Source organism: Pseudomonas sp. WS 5532 (genome assembly GCF_012985445.1).
Classification (GTDB): Bacteria; Pseudomonadota; Gammaproteobacteria; order Pseudomonadales; family Pseudomonadaceae; genus Aquipseudomonas; species Aquipseudomonas edaphica.
In genome coordinates, this window is sequence record NZ_JAAQWK010000032.1 from 40968 (window position 1) to 60531 (window position 19564).

At 57.9% G+C, this 19564-nt stretch carries 13 protein-coding genes, 1 tRNA gene and 1 pseudogene; 10 read left to right on the forward strand and 5 right to left on the reverse strand.

Annotated features, from left to right (window positions below; genetic code table 11):
• Nucleotides 1–174 precede the first annotated feature (174 nt).
• The 4 genes from HBO23_RS31615 (at nt 175) to HBO23_RS31630 (ending at nt 6337) form a co-directional block, all read left to right on the forward strand.
• On the forward strand, nt 175–2097 hold the full coding sequence (locus HBO23_RS31615; RefSeq protein WP_026013778.1) for a PrkA family serine protein kinase: 1923 nt from the start codon (nt 175–177) through the stop codon (nt 2095–2097).
• Nucleotides 2098–2210: 113 nt separating this feature from the next.
• Complete coding sequence (locus tag HBO23_RS31620; RefSeq protein ID WP_017138057.1) at nt 2211–3482, forward strand: YeaH/YhbH family protein; 1272 nt, start codon at nt 2211–2213, stop codon at nt 3480–3482.
• Entirely contained in the window at nt 3479–5044 is a 1566-nt protein-coding gene (locus HBO23_RS31625; RefSeq protein WP_017138056.1) for a SpoVR family protein, read from the forward strand. Before HBO23_RS31620 ends, HBO23_RS31625 begins: the two co-directional genes overlap by 4 nt.
• Before the next feature lie 63 nt (nt 5045–5107).
• Nucleotides 5108–6337 (forward strand): multifunctional CCA addition/repair protein, encoded by a 1230-nt coding sequence (locus HBO23_RS31630; RefSeq protein WP_170040784.1) that lies wholly within the window; start codon nt 5108–5110, stop codon nt 6335–6337.
• A gap of 180 nt (nt 6338–6517) precedes the next feature.
• Here HBO23_RS31630 and folK read toward each other — a convergent pair whose 3' ends face one another.
• Nucleotides 6518–7036 (reverse strand): 2-amino-4-hydroxy-6-hydroxymethyldihydropteridine diphosphokinase, encoded by a 519-nt coding sequence (folK, locus tag HBO23_RS31635; RefSeq protein ID WP_138449758.1) that lies wholly within the window; start codon nt 7034–7036, stop codon nt 6518–6520.
• The gene (gene folB / locus HBO23_RS31640; RefSeq protein WP_017138053.1) at nt 7027–7380 is read right to left on the reverse strand and encodes a dihydroneopterin aldolase; all 354 of its coding nucleotides are present in this window, start codon (nt 7378–7380) and stop codon (nt 7027–7029) included. Before folB ends, folK begins: the two co-directional genes overlap by 10 nt.
• Before the next feature lie 73 nt (nt 7381–7453).
• Between folB and plsY the strand changes: the two genes are divergently transcribed.
• A complete protein-coding gene (plsY, locus tag HBO23_RS31645; RefSeq protein WP_170040785.1) occupies nt 7454–8023 on the forward strand; it encodes a glycerol-3-phosphate 1-O-acyltransferase PlsY in 570 nt (189 codons plus the stop codon).
• 34 nt (nt 8024–8057) lie between these two features.
• On the opposite strand, the gene tsaD is transcribed toward plsY, so the two are convergent.
• Nucleotides 8058–9083: a tRNA (adenosine(37)-N6)-threonylcarbamoyltransferase complex transferase subunit TsaD gene (gene tsaD, locus HBO23_RS31650; protein ID WP_017138051.1), complete on the reverse strand. Its 1026-nt coding sequence runs from the start codon at nt 9081–9083 to the stop codon at nt 8058–8060.
• 203 nt (nt 9084–9286) lie between these two features.
• On the opposite strand from tsaD, the gene rpsU reads away from it, so the two are divergent.
• The 5 genes from rpsU to HBO23_RS31675 all read left to right on the forward strand — a co-directional run bounded on the left by rpsU (nt 9287) and on the right by HBO23_RS31675 (nt 17816).
• Nucleotides 9287–9502, forward strand: a complete 216-nt coding sequence (rpsU, locus tag HBO23_RS31655) for a 30S ribosomal protein S21 (RefSeq protein WP_002551877.1) — start codon at nt 9287–9289, stop codon at nt 9500–9502.
• Nucleotides 9503–9954: 452 nt separating this feature from the next.
• Nucleotides 9955–11925, forward strand: coding sequence for a DNA primase (gene dnaG, locus HBO23_RS31660; RefSeq protein ID WP_017138050.1), 1971 nt, complete (start codon nt 9955–9957; stop codon nt 11923–11925).
• Between the two features lie 67 nt (nt 11926–11992).
• Nucleotides 11993–13843, forward strand: a complete 1851-nt coding sequence (gene rpoD / locus HBO23_RS31665) for an RNA polymerase sigma factor RpoD (RefSeq protein ID WP_017138049.1) — start codon at nt 11993–11995, stop codon at nt 13841–13843.
• Nucleotides 13844–13980: 137 nt separating this feature from the next.
• Nucleotides 13981–17724, forward strand: coding sequence for an EAL domain-containing protein (locus HBO23_RS31670; RefSeq protein ID WP_170040786.1), 3744 nt, complete (start codon nt 13981–13983; stop codon nt 17722–17724).
• A gap of 15 nt (nt 17725–17739) precedes the next feature.
• Nucleotides 17740–17816, forward strand: a tRNA-Ile gene (locus HBO23_RS31675).
• 112 nt (nt 17817–17928) lie between these two features.
• Here HBO23_RS31675 and HBO23_RS31680 read toward each other — a convergent pair.
• Both HBO23_RS31680 and HBO23_RS31685 read right to left on the reverse strand, forming a co-directional pair.
• The gene (locus tag HBO23_RS31680) at nt 17929–19236 is read right to left on the reverse strand and encodes a hypothetical protein (protein ID WP_170040787.1); all 1308 of its coding nucleotides are present in this window, start codon (nt 19234–19236) and stop codon (nt 17929–17931) included.
• A gap of 12 nt (nt 19237–19248) precedes the next feature.
• Nucleotides 19249–19437, reverse strand: a pseudogene (locus HBO23_RS31685) (tyrosine-type recombinase/integrase); the annotation flags it as partial.
• Nucleotides 19438–19564 lie beyond the last annotated feature (127 nt).

A 19564-nucleotide genomic window follows, 5' to 3' on the forward strand; every position in this document is an offset into this window, starting at 1 on the left:
TCCTTAAGCGCAGGCCATCCGAATCAGGGGAGAGCCGGTACACCGGCGTGCGGGTCATCGGTAGCGTTTCAGGGTGTTCTGGGGGGAAAACAGCCAGTGGCGATCGCCAATGGCTGCCAGCATCGACTGATTGATCCGGCGTCGGCTCCACGTATCGAGCGAGGTGACGACGTCATGAGTATCTTTAGCCACTTCCAACAACGCTTCGAGTCCACCCAGCAGGAAGAACTCACCCTGCAGGAGTATCTCGAGCTGTGCAAAAAGGACCGCAGCACCTACGCATCTGCCGCCGAACGCCTGCTGCTGGCGATTGGTGAGCCGGAGCTGGTAGACACCTCGAACAATTCGCGCCTGTCGCGAATATTCTCCAACAAGGTGATCCGGCGCTACCCGGCCTTTGAAGACTTCCACGGCATGGAAGAATGCATCGACCAGATCGTCTCCTACTTCCGCCACGCCGCCCAAGGCCTGGAAGAGAAGAAACAGATCCTCTACCTGCTCGGCCCGGTCGGCGGCGGTAAGTCGTCCCTGGCGGAAAAGCTCAAACAACTGATCGAGAAGGTGCCCTTCTACGCCATCAAGGGCTCGCCGGTGTTCGAGTCGCCTTTGGGGTTGTTCAACGCCACGGAAGATGGCGCGATCCTCGAAGAAGACTTCGGCATCCCACGCCGCTACCTCAATACCATCATGTCGCCGTGGGCCACCAAACGGCTGTCGGAGTTTGGCGGCGACATCAGCCAGTTCCGCGTGGTGAAACTCTACCCGTCGATCCTCAACCAGATCGGCGTGGCCAAGACCGAGCCAGGTGACGAGAACAACCAGGACATCTCGGCGCTGGTGGGCAAGGTCGATATCCGCAAACTCGAGGAGTTCCCACAGAACGACGCCGACGCCTACAGCTACTCGGGCGCACTGTGCCGGGCCAACCAGGGCCTGATGGAGTTCGTGGAAATGTTCAAGGCGCCGATCAAGGTGCTGCACCCACTGCTTACCGCCACCCAGGAAGGCAACTACAACAGTACCGAAGGTCTGGGCGCGATTCCGTTCACCGGGATCCTGCTGGCTCACTCCAACGAATCGGAATGGCATACCTTCCGCAACAACAAGAACAACGAAGCCTTCATCGACCGGATCTACATCGTCAAGGTGCCGTACTGCCTGCGGGTCAGTGATGAAATCAAGATTTACGACAAGCTGCTGTTCAACAGCTCCCTGGCCAAGGCCCATTGCGCGCCTGACACCCTGAAGATGCTTGCGCAATTCACCGTGCTCTCGCGCCTCAAGGAGCCGGAAAACTCGAACATCTACTCGAAAATGCGCGTGTACGACGGCGAAAACCTCAAGGACACCGACCCCAAAGCCAAGTCGATCCAGGAATATCGCGACACGGCGGGCGTGGATGAGGGCATGAACGGCCTTTCCACCCGTTTCGCGTTCAAGATCCTCTCCAAGGTCTTTAACTTCGACCCGCACGAGATCGCCGCCAACCCGGTGCATCTGCTCTATGTGCTGGAACAGCAGATCGAACAGGAGCAATTCCAGGCCGAAACCCGCGAACGTTACCTGCGCTTCCTCAAGGAATACCTGGCGCCGCGCTACATCGAGTTCATCGGCAAGGAAATCCAGACTGCATACCTGGAGTCCTACAGCGAGTACGGCCAGAACATCTTTGACCGCTACGTGCTGTACGCCGACTTCTGGATTCAGGACCAGGAATACCGCGACCCGGAAACCGGCGAGATCCTCAACCGCGTGGCCCTCAACGAGGAACTGGAGAAGATCGAAAAACCGGCCGGCATCAGCAATCCGAAGGATTTCCGCAACGAAATCGTCAACTTCGTGCTGCGCGCCCGTGCCAACAACAACGGCAAGAACCCTACCTGGCTCAGCTACGAGAAGCTGCGGGTGGTCATCGAGAAAAAAATGTTCTCCAACACCGAGGACCTGCTGCCGGTTATCAGCTTCAACGCCAAGGCCAGCAAGGAGGACCAGCAAAAACACAACGACTTTGTTACGCGCATGGTCGAACGCGGCTACACCGACAAACAGGTACGCCTGCTTTCCGAGTGGTACCTGCGGGTGCGTAAATCACAGTAAGGCAGCGACAGGCGCGTGCTGCCGGGCTTCTGGCCCGGCAGCCGACCGCTTGTCTCTAAGCTTCCAGCTCGCGGCTTGAAGCTTGTAACGTGAAGCTGCCCGGAGGGCTCCCCATGAGCTATGTGATCGACCGACGCCTCAATGGCAAGAACAAGAGCACGGTAAACCGTCAGCGTTTCCTGCGGCGTTACCGTGACCACATCAAAAAGGCCGTTGAAGAGGCCGTCAGCCGCCGCTCCATTACTGACATGGAGCATGGCGAGCAAATCAGCATTCCTGGACGCGACATCGACGAACCGGTGCTGCACCACGGCCGGGGCGGCAAACAGACCGTCGTGCACCCCGGCAACAAGGAGTTCACCACCGGCGAGCATATCCAGCGCCCCCAAGGCGGTGGTGGCGGTAAAGGCCCCGGCAAAGCCGGCAATTCCGGCGAGGGCATGGACGAGTTCGTGTTCCAGATCACCCAGGAAGAATTCCTGGAATTCATGTTTGAAGACCTGGAATTGCCTAACCTGGTCAAACGCAACCTGACCGGCACCGACACCTTCAAGACCGTGCGCGCAGGGATCAGTAACGAGGGCAACCCGTCCCGCATCAATATCATTCGCACGCTGCGCTCGGCCCATGCACGCCGTATCGCACTGTCCGGTAGCAGCCGCGCCAAACTGAAGGAAGCCAAGGAAGAACTGGCGCGCTTAAAGCGCGAAGAGCCGGATAACTTCGGCGATATCCAGCAAATCGAGGCGGAAATCGAGAAACTCAGCGCGCGTATTCACCGCGTGCCGTTCCTCGACACCTTCGACCTCAAATACAACTTGCTGGTGAAACAACCCAACCCCAGCTCCAAGGCGGTGATGTTCTGCCTGATGGACGTGTCCGGCTCCATGACCCAGGCCACCAAGGACATTGCCAAGCGCTTTTTCATCCTGCTGTACCTGTTCCTGAAGCGTAACTACGACAAGATCGACGTGGTGTTCATCCGCCATCACACCAGCGCCCGGGAAGTGGACGAAGAAGAGTTCTTCTACTCGCGGGAAACCGGCGGCACCATTGTGTCCAGCGCCTTGAAGCTGATGCAGGAGATCATGGCCGAGCGCTACCCTGCCAATGAGTGGAACATCTACGCCGCGCAAGCCTCCGACGGCGATAACTGGAACGATGACTCGCCGATCTGCCGCGATATCCTGATCAACCAGATCATGCCGTTCGTGCAGTACTACACCTACGTTGAAATTACCCCTCGTGAGCACCAGGCACTGTGGTTCGAATACGAGCGCATCGGCGAAGCCTTTGCCGATACGTTCGCCCAGCAGCAACTGGTCTCGGCCGGCGATATCTACCCGGTCTTCCGTGAACTCTTCCAGCGCAGGTTAGTGACATGACCGCCAAAAAAGAGCATAAGCGCCAACCCATTTCCACCGGCTCCGAGTGGACCTTTGAACTGATCCAGGCCTATGACCGGGAAATCAGCCGCATCGCGGCGGGTTATGCCCTGGACACTTACCCCAACCAGATCGAAGTGATCACCGCCGAGCAGATGATGGATGCCTACGCCTCGGTCGGCATGCCCTTGGGCTACCACCATTGGTCCTATGGCAAACACTTCCTCAGCACCGAGAAGTCCTACACCCGTGGGCAGATGGGCCTGGCCTACGAGATCGTGATCAACTCCGACCCGTGCATCGCCTACCTGATGGAAGAAAACACCATCTGCATGCAGGCGCTGGTGGTGGCCCACGCGTGCTACGGGCATAACAGTTTTTTCAAGGGCAACTACCTGTTCCGCACCTGGACCGATGCCAGCTCGATCATCGATTACCTGGTGTTCGCCAAGCAGTACATCATGCAATGCGAGGAACGCCATGGCATCGATGCGGTAGAGGACTTGCTCGACTCTTGCCACGCGCTGATGAACTACGGCGTCGACCGTTACAAACGCCCGTATCCGATTTCCGCCGAGGAAGAACGCCTGCGCCAGAAGGAGCGTGAGGAGCACCTGCAAAAGCAGATCAACGACCTGTGGCGCACGATTCCTAAAAAGGCCGGCAAAAACAGCGACAAGGACAATGCTCGCTTCCCCGCCGAACCTCAGGAAAACATCCTGTATTTCCTGGAAAAACACGCGCCGTTGCTGGAGCCGTGGCAGCGAGAAATCGTGCGCATTGTGCGCAAGATCGCCCAGTATTTTTATCCACAGCGCCAAACCCAGGTGATGAACGAAGGCTGGGCAACGTTCTGGCACTACACCTTGATGAATGACCTGTACGACGAAGGCCTGGTCACCGACGGTTTCATGATGGAGTTCCTCACCTCCCATACCAGCGTGGTGTTCCAGCCCGGTTTTGACAGCCCGTATTACAGCGGCATCAACCCCTACGCGCTGGGCTTTGCCATGTACCGGGACATCCGGCGCATGTGTGAACACCCCACCGAAGAAGACCGCCGCTGGTTCCCGGAAATCGCCGGCAGCGACTGGTTGTCGACCATCAAGTTCGCCATGAGCAGCTTCAAGGATGAGAGTTTCATCCTGCAGTACCTGTCACCTCAGGTGATTCGCGACCTGAAGCTGTTCAGCATTCTCGATGACGACCTCAAGGATGATCTGGTGGTGCCTGCCATCCACGATGAGCCCGGCTACCGCACCATCCGTGAAACCCTGGCAGCGCAGTACAACCTGGGCAACCGTGAGCCAAACGTGCAGATCTACAGCATTGATGTGCGCGGCGACCGTTCGCTGACCTTGCGTCACCAGCAGCACGACCGCAAACCTTTGGGCGAGTCCACCGAGGAAGTGCTCAAACACCTGCACCGGCTGTGGGGCTTCGACATTCACCTGGAAACCCTGCAGGGCGATCAGGTGATGAAAACCCACCACGTGCCGCCACGCACCGACCACAACGATAACGACTACGGCCGCCTGGACCTGGCCGTCGTACATCTCTGAAACAGCAAAGCCTCCATTGGTCCGGCTCAGGCGGTATCCTGTGCCGCTAATGGAGGCTTTTTCATGAAAATCTACACAGTCGGCGGTGCGGTGCGTGATCGCCTGCTCGGCCTCAAGGTCACCGACATCGACCGCGTCGTGGTCGGTGCGACCACTGAAGAAATGCTCGCTAAAGGCTACAAGCCAGTCGGTGCTGACTTCCCGGTATTCCTGGACCCAAAGAACGGCGACGAATACGCCCTCGCCCGCACCGAACGCAAGAGTGGCCGGGGTTATGGCGGCTTTGTGTTTCACGCAAGCCCCGAGGTCACGCTGGAAGAAGACCTGATTCGCCGTGACCTGACCATCAACGCCATGGCCGAGGATGATGACGGCAACCTGACCGATCCCTATGGTGGCCAGAGCGACCTTGAAGCACGGATTCTGCGTCACGTTTCTCCCGCGTTCGCCGAAGATCCCCTGCGAGTGCTGCGTGTTGCACGCTTTGCTGCGCGTTACGCTCGCTTGAATTTTACCGTCGCCCCGCAAACCCTGGAACTGATGCGCCAACTCAGCGAGTCTGGCGAACTGCAAGCCTTGACCCCGGAGCGCAGTTGGAAAGAAATTTCCAGGGCGCTGATGGAGGATCAGCCGCAGGTGTTTATTCAGGTACTGCGCGACTGCAACGCGCTGAAAACCCTGATGCCCGAAGTGAATGCACTGTTTGGCGTGCCACAACCCGAGGCTCATCACCCGGAAATCGACACCGGCATCCATACCCTTAGCGTGCTCGAGCAAGCCGCCTTGCATCAGCAGCCGCTGACCGTGCGCTGGGCCTGCCTGCTGCACGACCTGGGCAAAGGCCTGACGCCTGTGGATAAGTTGCCGCAGCATATTGCCCACGAACACACGGGCTTGAAGCTGATCAAGGCGGTCAATGAACGCTTCAAGGTGCCGAAGGATTGCCAGGAACTGGCCCTGCTGGTCGGCCAATACCACACCCACGGCCACCGTGCGCTGGAGCTGAAAGCCTCGACGCTGCTGGAGTTGCTGCAAAGTTTTGACGTGTATCGCCGGCCGCAGCGCTTTGAAGAGTTTGTGGTGAGTTGCGAAATGGACGCCCGGGGCCGCAAGGGCCTGGAGCAGAGAAGTTATCCACAGGCGGATTATTTACGCGGCGCAGCCAAGGCCGCTCGCGAAGTACCGGTGGCGCCCTTGCTGGAGAAAGGTTTCAAAGGCCCGGAGCTGGGCGAGGCGCTCAAGCGTGAGCGACTCAAGGTGCTCAAAGCCTACAAAGAGCAATACAACCTGTAGTCGTTACTCTTTGTGGCAGACGGGTTTGCATCAATGCCGTTCAGTTAAACGCAAAACGTGTGGGAGCGGGCTCGCCCGCGAAGACATCGGCACAGTAAACATTGATGCTGACTGACCCACCGCTTTCGCGGGCAAGCCCGCTCCCATAGTTGAATCCGGTCAAGCCAGGCGCATCGGCGGCTACAGTAGATCCGCCGGGGTCAACTGCTGGCCCCGCCATTCAAACGCAACTGGCGCCAGCACCTGGTCGATCTGGGCATCGCGCCATAACTCGGCCATTGTCTTATCGACTTCAGGGTGCACGCGATCCGGCGCCATCAACGACAACGGCCACAGCACAAAAGCATTCTTCAGGATCTCTGCGCGGGGCAGGATCAAACCATCGAAATTCCCCACCAGGTCACCGTACAGCAGCACGTCGATATCCAACGGCAGCCCTTTGCGGTCCGGGGCATAACGACCATTGTCAGCCTCGATGAATTTCAACCGACGATCCAGCTCCATCAACGGCAGGTCGGTATACGCCGACACAACAAGGTTGAAGAATGGCCCGCTCTTGATGCCCACCGGCTGGCTTTCAAACACCGCGGAGCAGCGTACATCGGTCAAGAAACTCGCCAACGCGTCCAAGCCGGCACACAGGTGCGGCTCGCGCTCGATATTGCTGCCAAGGCCAAGGTAAACCTGAGTTAGCGACATCCGCGCTCGATCTCCACGCCCACGCCTTTGGCAGCCGGTACGGCGCCGGGCTTGGTCAATTTGAGGTGCAGCCAGGGAATCTGGAATTCGTTCATCAGCACTTCGGCCAACCGCTCGGCAAAGGTTTCCACCAACTGGTATTGGGATTGCTCGGCAAAGGCCTGGATACGCGTGGACACACTGGCGTAATCCAGCGCCAGGGTCAGGTCGTCACCGGCGGCCGCCGGGCGATTGTCCCAGGCGAAGCTAAGGTCCAGGCGCAGGCATTGCTTGATGCCGCGCTCCCAGTCGTAGGCCCCGATTACGGTGTCGACTTCCAGGCCTTCGATAAACACTCTGTCCAAGCTCTTCTCCGCAGCACGACAAGGGCGCATTGCCCCGGTTAGAATCAGGGCGTCCTCGCCCGGAATAGTTAGCATGTTTTGGTTACTGGCGATTCTCGCCTACCTGCTCGGCTCGCTGTCCTTCGCCATTTTGCTCAGCCGCCTGACGGGAAATCCCGACCCGCGAATGAGTGGCTCAGGCAATGCCGGCGCCACCAATATGTTGCGCCTGGCCGGCAAGAAACTCGCCGTACTGACGCTGCTGGGTGACGTCTGCAAGGGCTTGTTGCCCGTACTGATCGCCAGCTTCGCCGGTCTTACCTTGCAACAGCAGGCCTGGGTGGGCGTGTGCGCCGTCCTGGGCCATCTGTTTCCGCTGTACTTCCGTTTTCGCGGCGGCAAAGGCGTCGCGACCGCGGCCGGCATGCTGCTGGGGGTTTACCCTCCGGCAGCGCTGCTGGCCGTGCTGGCCTGGCTGCTGACGTTCTACCTGACCCGCACCAGCTCGCTGGCCGCACTGATCGCCACGCCACTCACCCTGCCGCTGCTCGCCTGGCAGGCACCGGCGGCGTTGCTGCCGATGAGCGTACTGACACTGCTGATCGTGTGGCGCCACCGCGGCAATTTACGCGACCTGTTTGCCGGGCGCGAACGGCATTTTTAAATACCGTTGATGAGCCCCGCGCAAGCCAAGCCACTTAAAGCGGTGAAAGCTGCTCCATCGGCCAGCGTGCCTGCACGCTGATCGCCAGGCTTTCGTGCTGCCCGGCCTGCAAGCGCTGGCAACCGGCGTAGGCAATCATTGCGCCGTTGTCGGTGCAAAACTCAGGGCGCGCGTAGAACACGTCACCCTTCATGTCGCCGAGCATTTTTTCCAGCGAGGTACGCAGCGCCTTGTTGGCGCTGACGCCGCCTGCGATCACCAGACGCTGCATGCCTGCCTGTTTGAGGGCGCGCTTGCACTTGATGGTCAAAGTCTCCACCACGGCCTGCTGGAACGCCAGCGCGATGTCGCAACGGGCTTGTTCACTGTCGTCCCCGGCGCTGACGCTTTGCTGCCAGGTGTTCAGTGCGGAGGTTTTCAAGCCGCTGAAACTGAACATCAGGCCTGGGCGGTCGCACATCGGGCGCGGGAAGGTGTAGCGGCCCGGCACACCTTTTTCGGCCAGCCGCGCGATTTCCGGGCCACCGGGATAATTGAGGCCCATCATCTTCGCGGTTTTGTCGAAAGCTTCGCCGGCGGCGTCGTCCAGCGACTCACCCAAAAGCGTGTATTGGCCGATTCCATCCACCTGAACCAACTGCGTGTGGCCACCGGAAACCAACAAAGCGACGAACGGGAACTGCGGCGGTGTTTTTTCCAGCATCGGTGCCAGTAAATGGCCTTCCATATGGTGCACGCCGAGGGCTGGAATACCCCAGGCAAATGCCAGCGCCTGGGCGCAAGAGGCCCCAACCAGAAGGGCTCCAACCAATCCGGGGCCTGCGGTATAGGCGATCGCGTCGATCTCGGTCGGCACGCAGCCGGCCTCGTCCAACACCTGGCGAATCAAGGGCAGCATGCGCTTGACGTGATCTCGGCTGGCCAGCTCCGGCACCACCCCGCCATAGGCGCGGTGCAGGTCGATCTGACTGAACAGTGCATCGGCCAAAAGCCCGCGTTCACTGTCGTAAAGTGCGACACCGGTTTCGTCGCAGGAGGTTTCAAGTCCCAGTACTAGCATGGGTTTGCGCCTTGTAGAGGCTGAATTCGAAGGCGCGCATAATAGTCGCCACTCCCCCTCCCGACTAGCGGTTTTCGATCAGAGGCTTTGCATTCCGGTCAATGAGGGGTTAACATCCGCAACCCTTAAAAACCGACGACCTCAGCCGCGAATTTTTTGCGACGAGAACGTTGATTCCCGGTAATGAAAGAAGGTAGCTCTGGATGCCAGCCGTCAAAGTAAAAGAGAACGAACCCTTCGACGTAGCTCTGCGTCGTTTCAAGCGCTCCTGCGAAAAAGCCGGTGTTCTGGCTGAAGTTCGTAGCCGCGAATTTTATGAGAAGCCAACTTCTGAGCGTAAGCGTAAAGCAGCAGCCGCTGTTAAGCGTCACGCCAAGAAAGTTCAGCGCGAACAGCGCCGCGCCGTTCGTCTGTACTAATACACAGACTTACGTAGCAAGCTTCTGCCAAGCCCGGCCCTCAGCCGGGCTGTTGGCATTTGCGGATATCGCTTGATGCTTCACCGTCGACGCCGCACACGCGACCGAGACACTGCTTCACACGTCAGGACTGGCTCTTCTGCCAGCGGTGCGCGTCTCTTCTGACGAGCCTAACAAGGCTACTGACGAGCACACCCCTTTTTCTTGCAACACAGATTCTACAAACAGACGATCGACTGTGTCGGCTGTGCCCATCAAGGCTTTTCCGAGGCTGCTATTGGCCAACACCGGACGTCAGGGCAACATTTCCAAGCCGAAGACTGATACAAACTAACGTCAGTGAATGCTCGGCAGATACACTCCCCATGCAAACGATAGATGTTCGAGCACTCGATACGTGCGCTTGATCACTTCACGGGCCCTCATTTACACGCAGTGATGACGAGAACGCCATGGCCGGGCTGATTCCCCAGAGTTTTATTGACGACCTTCTTAACCGCACCGACATCGTCGATGTTGTCAGCTCGCGCGTGCAAATGAAGAAGGCCGGCAAGAACTACACCGCCTGCTGCCCGTTCCACAAAGAAAAAACCCCGTCATTCAGCGTCAGCCCCGACAAGCAGTTCTACTACTGCTTCGGTTGCGGCGCGGGCGGCAATGCCCTCGGCTTTATCATGGACCACGACAACCTGGACTTCCCCCAGGCTGTCGAGGAACTGGCCAAAGCCGCCGGCATGGAAATCCCCCGCGAAGAAAGTGGCCGCTCGCACAAACCGCGTCAACCCACTGATTCGCCGCTGTACCCGCTGCTGACGGCCGCTGCCGACTTCTACCGTCAGGCGCTTAAAAGCCATCCGCAGCGCAAGGCCGCCGTCGAGTACCTCAAGGGTCGCGGCCTCACCGGTGAGATCGCCCGGGATTTTGGCCTGGGCTTCGCCCCGCCGGGCTGGGACAACCTGTACAAGCATCTGAGCAGCGATACGCTGCAGCAGAAGGCCATGATCGATGCCGGTCTACTCGTGGAAAACGCCGAGACCGGCAAGCGCTATGACCGCTTCCGCGACCGCGTGATGTTTCCGATCCGCGACAGCCGTGGCCGCATCATCGCTTTTGGTGGCCGCGTGCTCGGGGACGACAAGCCTAAATACCTGAACTCCCCGGAAACGCCGGTATTTCACAAGGGCCAGGAACTCTACGGCCTGTTTGAAGCGCGCAAAAACAATCGCAACCTCGATGAAATCATCGTGGTGGAAGGCTACATGGACGTCATTGCCCTGGCGCAGCAAGGCCTGCGCAATGCCGTCGCTACCCTGGGCACCGCCACCAGCGAAGAGCACATGAAGCGCCTCTTTCGCGTGGTGCCCAGCGTGCTGTTCTGTTTTGACGGCGACCAGGCCGGCCGTAACGCCGCCTGGCGTGCGCTCGAAGCCACGCTGTCGAGCCTGCAGGACGGGCGCCGCGCGCGCTTTCTGTTCCTGCCCGAAGGCGAAGACCCGGACACCCTGGTGCGCTCCGAAGGCACCGACGCCTTCCGCGCCCGCATCAATCAACACGCACAGCCGCTGGCGGACTATTTCTTCCAGCAGTTAACCGAAGAAGCCGACCCGCGCTCCCTCGAAGGCAAGGCCCACATGGCCACCCTCGCAGCGCCGCTGATCGACAAAGTGCCAGGCGCCAACCTGAAGTCACTGATGCGCATGCGCCTGCTGGAAATCACCGGCCTGAGTGGCGAGGCCGTCAGCCAGCTGGTGCATAGCGCACCGCAGGAAGCCCCACCGGCCTACGACCCAGGCATGGATTACGACGCCATGCCGGACTATTCCGACTTCCACCAACCGCAGGAGGCCTATGCGCCCCAGCAGGAGTGGACACCGAAGAAACCCGGCGCCGGCGGTAAAAAATGGGACAAGAAACCCTGGAACAAGAACGGCAAACGCGGTGACCGCGACGAGGCATACGCGCCGCGAACTCCTGTCGCCGTCGAAGCTCCAACGCTCATTGCGCTGCGAACACTTATTCACCACCCGCAATTGGCAAAAAAAGTTGAGAGCGCCGATCACTTTGCCAACGAGAGCAACACGTATGCTCAGGTACTGATCGCCTTGATTGAGGCGGTACAGAAAAATCCTAAGCTAAACTCAATTCAATTGATGGCTCGTTGGCACGGCACCGAACAAGGACGCTTGCTTAAAGCACTGGCGGAAAAGGAGTGGCTAATTGACGGCGACAACCTTGAACAACAGTTTTTAGACACCATTACTAGGTTATCCGCAGGTCAGCACACGCAGACCCTGGATGAGCTGATCAAGCGTGCAAGGCAGCCGGGATTGTCGGCTGAAGAGCAAATTCAGATAGCAAAACAGATGCGCGACCTCTTAAAACAGAATGTTTGTACATCTAACCCGACCTCAGCTGGCGTGTGAGGTCATAGCTCGGGTATAATCCTCGGCTTGTTTTTTGCCCGCCAAGACCTTCAGTGGATAGGGTGTTATGTCCGGAAAAGCGCAACAACAGTCTCGTATTAAAGAGTTGATCACCCTTGGTCGTGAGCAGAAATATCTGACTTACGCAGAGGTCAACGATCACCTGCCTGAGGATATTTCAGATCCTGAGCAGGTGGAAGACATCATCCGCATGATTAATGACATGGGGATCCCCGTACACGAGAGTGCTCCGGATGCGGACGCCCTTATGTTGGCCGACTCCGATACCGACGAGGCAGCTGCTGAAGAAGCGGCTGCTGCGCTGGCAGCGGTGGAGACCGACATCGGTCGTACGACTGACCCTGTGCGCATGTATATGCGTGAAATGGGTACCGTCGAGCTGCTGACACGTGAAGGCGAAATCGAAATCGCCAAACGTATTGAAGAGGGTATCCGTGAAGTGATGGGCGCAATCGCGCACTTCCCAGGCACGGTTGACCACATTCTCTCCGAGTACACTCGCGTCACCACCGAAGGTGGCCGCCTGTCTGACGTTCTGAGCGGCTACATCGACCCGGACGACGGCATTGCGCCGCCTGCCGCCGAAGTACCGCCGCCCGTCGATGCGAAAGCCGCGAAGGCTGACGACGACACCGAAGACGACGATGCTGAAGCCAGCAGCGACGACGAAGATGAAGTTGAAAGCGGCCCGGACCCGATCATCGCAGCCCAGCGTTTCGGTGCGGTTTCCGATCAAATGGAAATCACCCGCAAGGCCCTGAAAAAGCACGGTCGCTCCAACAAGCTGGCGATTGCCGAGCTGGTGGCCCTGGCTGAGCTGTTCATGCCGATCAAGCTGGTACCGAAGCAATTCGAAGGCTTGGTTGAGCGTGTTCGCAGTGCCCTTGAACGTCTGCGTGCGCAAGAACGCGCAATCATGCAGCTGTGTGTACGTGATGCACGTATGCCGCGGGCTGACTTCCTGCGCCAGTTCCCGGGCAACGAAGTAGACGAAAGCTGGACCGACGCACTGGCCAAAGGCAAGGCGAAATACGCCGAAGCCATTGGTCGCCTGCAGCCGGACATCATCCGTTGCCAGCAGAAGCTGACCGCGCTTGAGACCGAAACCGGTCTGACGATTGCTGAAATCAAAGACATCAACCGTCGCATGTCGATCGGTGAGGCCAAGGCCCGCCGCGCGAAGAAAGAGATGGTTGAAGCGAACTTGCGTCTGGTGATCTCGATCGCCAAGAAGTACACCAACCGTGGTCTGCAATTCCTCGATCTGATCCAGGAAGGCAACATCGGCTTGATGAAGGCGGTGGACAAGTTCGAATACCGTCGCGGCTACAAGTTCTCGACTTATGCCACCTGGTGGATCCGTCAGGCGATCACTCGCTCGATCGCCGACCAGGCTCGCACCATCCGTATTCCGGTGCACATGATCGAGACGATCAACAAGCTCAACCGTATTTCCCGGCAGATGTTGCAGGAAATGGGTCGCGAACCGACCCCGGAAGAGCTGGGCGAACGCATGGAAATGCCTGAGGATAAAATCCGCAAGGTATTGAAGATCGCTAAAGAGCCGATCTCCATGGAAACGCCGATTGGTGATGACGAAGACTCCCACCTGGGTGACTTCATCGAAGACTCGACCATGCAGTCGCCAATCGATGTCGCCACTGTTGAGAGCCTTAAAGAAGCGACTCGCGACGTACTGTCCGGCCTCACTGCCCGTGAAGCCAAGGTACTGCGCATGCGTTTCGGCATCGACATGAATACCGACCACACCCTTGAGGAAGTCGGTAAGCAGTTTGACGTGACCCGCGAGCGGATCCGTCAGATCGAAGCCAAGGCACTGCGCAAGTTGCGCCACCCGACGCGAAGCGAGCATCTGCGCTCCTTCCTCGACGAGTGATACCAGAACCCCCGGCCCAGGCCGGGGGTTTTGTTTTCCATAGATTACTTTCTATGGATTAACTTCCCCCGCAACACCCCCTCCCCCGCAATGCCCGTCTACACTCGAAACATTCCCCGTGCCATAACGAGACCGTTATGCCCAGACTGCCGACCGTGATACTGCTGTCGCTGCTCGCCTGGACCGCAACGGCTGGCGCGTTGACTCTTACTGATGATGAGCGTGGCTGGCTGGCGGACCATCAGGAGCTGCGCCTGGGGGTGGACGCTTCTTGGCCGCCCTTCGAATACCGTGATGAAAATGGCCGTTATCAAGGCCTCGCAGCCGACTATGTACGCCTGATCCAGGACCGCCTGGGCGTGCGGATCAAGCTCATCGAGCCGGAAAACTGGACCGCCGTGCTCGAACAGGCGAAAAACAACCAGCTCGACCTGTTGCCCGGCATCATGTCGACGCCCGAACGCCAGAATTACCTGGCCTTTACACGTCCGTACCTGGATTTCCCGATCGTCATCCTCGCCCATGAGGGCGGCGCGAAACCTCGCAACCTTAAAGACCTGTACGGCCTGAAGATCGCCGTGGTGGAAAACTACGCGCCGCACGAATTACTGCGCACCCACCATCCCGACCTCAACCTGGTGGCCATGCCGAACGTCAGCTCGACGCTGCAAGCCCTGGCCACCGATGAAGTGGATGCGGTTGTCGGCGACCTCGCCTCCAGCGTCTGGAGCCTGCGCCAGCTCAAGCTGGATGGTTTATACGTCAGCGGCGAAACGCCCTATCGGTACCAGTTGGCGATGGGCGTGCCGCGCGACCAGAAAATACTGGTGGGCATCCTGGACAAAGTCCTCGCTGACCTCAGCTCCGACGAAACCGACGCGATCCAGCAACACTGGGTCGGCAGCTTCACCGATCACCGCACCTTCTGGGCCGACTTGCTGATGTACGGCCTGCCGGCGGTGCTGCTGCTGAGCACCGTGTTGGCCATCGTGATTCGCATCAACCGCCGGCTCAGCTCGGAAATTGCCCGGCGAGTCGCCCTTGAGCAAGAGTTGCGCAGCAGCGAATACCACTATCGCGGCCTGGTCGAGAGCCTGTCCGCGATTGCCTGGGAAGCCAGCATCACCGACTTCACCTACAGCTACGTTTCGCCCCACGCCGAAGACCTGCTGGGCTATCCCCGCGCCCATTGGCTGATTCCAGGCTTCTGGCGCAACATCATCCACCCTGCCGACCTGACCCGAGCGGAGGCATTCTGCTTCCAGGAAACCCGCGCCAACCGCGATCACAGCCTCGATTATCGAGTGATTACCGCCGACGGCCGTTGCTTGTGGGTGCGCGATATCGTCAGCCTGATCGAGCACGGCCATGAGCCGGTGTTGCGCGGTTTGATGATCGATATCAGCGAAGCCAAGCGCACAGAGGAGGCTTTGCAGCTTTCCGAAGAGAAGTTTGCCTCGGTGTTTCAGCAATGCCCGGACATCCTGGTCATCGCCCGCCTCTCTGATGGCTGCCTGCTGGAGGTGAACAAGGCATTCGAGGACCAGATTGGGCTAAGCGCCGAACAAGTCGTGGGCAAAACCGCCACCGAGCTGAACATCTGGGGCATTCAAGGCGTCGGCCCCGACCTGCTGCAACGTGTGCAGACCACCAGCATCCGCAACCTGGAAATGCCATTTCTGCGCAGCAATGGCCAGGCGTTTACCGGGCTGATCTCCGCCGAACCGTTCCAACTCGACACCACAGAAGCCTTGGTGGTGGTGGTGCGTGACATCACCCAACTCAAGGAAACCCAGCAACTGCTGCAAACCTCCGAAGAGAAATTCGCCAAGGCCTTCCACGCCTCACCCGACGGTTTGCTGCTCAGCCGCCAACGCGATGGGCTTTTGATTGAAGTGAACGAAGGCTTCACCCGCCTGACGGGCTTTAGCAGTGCGAACTCGCTCGACCAGTCGACCCTGGACCTGGGCATCTGGGTCGACCTCAACGAACGCAAGCACATGCTGGAACTGATGCAACGCGACGGTTTTGTGCGTGACTTCGTCTGCCATATCCGCCGCGCCGACGGCTTGATTCGCCTGTGCGAAGTGTCCAGCCGGCCGCTGCCCATCGGCGAGGATGACTGCATGCTGACCATCGCCCGTGACATCACCGAACGCCAAGTGATGCAGGAAAAACTGCAACAGGCCGCCACGGTGTTCGAGAGCACGGCCGAAGGGGTATTGATCACCGACACCCGGCAGAACATCAGCGCCGTCAACCGTGCTTTCAGCGAAATCACCGGCTACTGCGAAGCCGAAGCCCTTGGTAGCACGCCGCGCCTGCTCGCTTCCGGCCTGCATGACAGCGCGTTCTATGCGGCGATGTGGCATCAATTGACGGCTCACGGCCACTGGCAGGGCGAGATTTCCAACCGCCGCAAAAACGGCGAGCTATACCCCAGCTGGCTGACCATCAGCGCCGTGCGTAACCGCGACCAGTTGATCACACACTTTGTTGCCGTGTTTGCCGACATCTCCAGTCTCAAGCACGCCCAGGCTCGCCTCGATTATCAGGCACACCACGACCCACTGACCGGCCTGCCCAACCGCACCCTGTTTGAAAGCCGACTGCAAGCCGCCCTCACCAGCCAGGAAGAAACCGGTCACCAAGGCGCCGTGCTGTTCCTCGACCTGGACCGGTTCAAGCATATCAACGACAGCCTCGGCCACCCCGTCGGCGACCTGCTGCTCAAGGACATCGCCGTGCGCCTCAAGGAGCAACTGCGCGACATCGACACCGTGGCACGCCTGGGCGGCGACGAATTCATCATCCTGCTGCCCGGCCTGCAACAAGCCAGCGATGCCGAACACCTGGCCAATAAACTGCTCGCCTGCTTCACCCCGCCGTTCCAGGCCGGCGAGCATGAGTTCTTTATCAGCGCCAGCATCGGCACCAGCCTCTATCCACAGGACGGTACCGACGTCGCTACCCTGGTCAAAAACGCCGATGCCGCGATGTACCGCTCCAAGGCCAAAGGCCGCAACCGTGTCGAGAGCTACACTCGCGACCTCACCGCCCAGGCCAACGAACGCGTGGCCCTCGAGCACGAACTGCGCCGTGCCATCGAGCGTGAAGAGCTGTTTCTGTACTACCAACCGAAGCTCAGCCTGGTCACCCAGGAACTGATCGGCGCCGAAGCATTGATTCGCTGGCACCACCCGACCTTTGGCGACGTGCCGCCGGAACACTTCATCGCCCTGGCCGAGGAGAACGGCACGATCCTGCAGATTGGCGACTGGGTACTGGAACAGGCCTGCCGTCAGATGCACACCTGGAAACGCGCCTTCAACGATTTCGGCCCGCTGTCAGTCAACCTCGCCGGCGCACAACTGCGTCACCCCAACCTGCTCGCGCGCATCGAACAACTGTTGCACGACTACCACTTGGAGCCCGGTTGCCTGCAACTGGAGATCACCGAAAACTTCATCATGAGCCAGGCCGAAGAAGCCCTCGAAGTGCTGCACCAACTCAAGCACCTGGGCGTGCAACTGGCCATCGATGACTTCGGCACCGGCTATTCTTCACTCAGTTACCTCAAGCGCCTGCCACTGGACTTCCTCAAGATCGACCAGTCTTTCGTGCGCGGCCTGCCCGACGACCCCCACGACGCCGCCATCGTGCGCGCCATCATCGCCCTGGGCCACAGCATGCAATTCACCATCATCGCCGAAGGCGTGGAAAACCCCGCACAACAAGCCTTCCTGGCCGCCGAAGGCTGCGAACAGATGCAAGGCTACATCGTCAGCCTGCCGCTGCCGCCGGAGCTTTTTGCCGAGACTTTTCTTCATATGCGGGTTTCAGACTTTTCGGATGGCACAGCACGGAAACCGTCGCTATAATCCGCGTCCTACTGAGGGCCTATAGCTCAGTTGGTTAGAGCAGAGGACTCATAATCCTTTGGTCGTAGGTTCGAGTCCTACTGGGCCCACCAAACAAGAAAGCCGCGCATTGCGCGGCTTTCGTCGTTTTTGGCACTGTACTATTGATGCGTTTTCTCAACCTCATAATCCGAAAGTGTCCAAAAAGTGTCCACCGTCGTTCTCTTAGGGACTCACTCTCTGCACCGTTGTGCCTAATTTATTGGGGAATCCATGCGTGCCGTAATCAATGCGAGAGCCTTCATAGCCACCTAGGTGAAAAATAATTTCGTAGAAAAGCTTCAGATTGTTGAAAGTCAAATCCAACTGGCGCTGCTGGGCTGTGTACCCCTCACCCGCACGTACCCCATGCGCAGAATCGTTACGTAATTTCGTCCATTTACTTGGAAGCCCCTTGGAAACCGCGCCATTTTTCTCCAAGAGGTGCAACGCAGTCTTAGCCTTGAATTGCCCCGCATTGCGAATACTCCCCTTGAGCAACTCAATAACACGGCTATCAATCTTTAACTTGGAAACCTCAGATAACGAATCTTCAGCCAACTTATGAAATTCAGCATCCTGCCCTTGCGGGCCAAAATACTCTCTGAGCATCCCCTCAATAAATATGCATATAGATAAACTTGCTGCTTGAAAACCTCCTTGCCAAGCCCTATTCAACTGATACCAATAATCATAAAGCTTTTCACCCTCCATCAGAAAAAAACCATAAAATTTTGAAAAAAAATCTTCTAAGCTTTTTCCAGGCTGAAGCGCTGACAGTTCTATTGGTGGATGCAGCTGTCTATTGGAAAGATCTGAATTTATAGAGCGCAATTCCATCCAGCAAGCTCCAGAATAATGAAACTCAACTGCCCTGACTTGGAACAGGCAACCCGAAACCATCTCAAGTACTTTTAGTATTGCACTACTGGATACTTCAGTTACTTGTGAACCTGAGATTGATAGCTCACATCCGTACTCATCGATACTGGCGCAGACGTTTATATCTTGGACGGTAAAATCCAAGCGCCCCTCCGGCATTGCTCCCCGCCGAGGAAAAAAGCCATTGACTGCAATAAGATAATTAACGTAGTTCTCTTCTATAGGTGCAGATTTTTTTTCGGTGCGTAGACACTGCAATTCACCTATCACAACCGCCCCATTCCGACCTAAGACCCCTCGATGAGTATCTGTCTCTAAAGCGTCCCACTTCCGCCCATGTACATCTACCCCAGAAAATCTAAACGACTGTTCGGCGGTTATAACTTGCCCTGCCTCACCATAAAGGCCGGTTTGCAACGTTCTATCATTCGCCTCATCAGTCAACGCATGGTGAAGAATATACTCTAGCCTTCCATCCTTTACGGACACTGTTCCCGGACCACTATACTGTTTCGGATTGACTTCCGTATTCTGAATAATATCAATTTTACGAAAATGAACTTCTAGTTCCTCCCTTATAAACAGGTCTAACTCCCACTGAGCAAGGCTCATGCATAACTCCCTTTATTCATCTCTGTTCAATTTCGCTAATGGGTTGAGCCTCACGACTTCAACCATATGCCTAGGACTAAAATGCGCATATTTCTGAGTCATAGCTAACGTCGCGTGCCCCAACGCTTTTTGCAGCGTGAGAATATCTCCACCATTCATCATGTAATGCGTCGCAAAAGTATGCCGCAATACGTGCGTTAGGGATGGTCTGAAGTAGCCATGTATTTCCCCGGCATACCACCTAGCGCAACTTTTAAACTCGCCAAATGATCAAAAAACAATCAATTCGACGAGTATTTCTTACGTTTTCGCCACCCGGACCCCACTC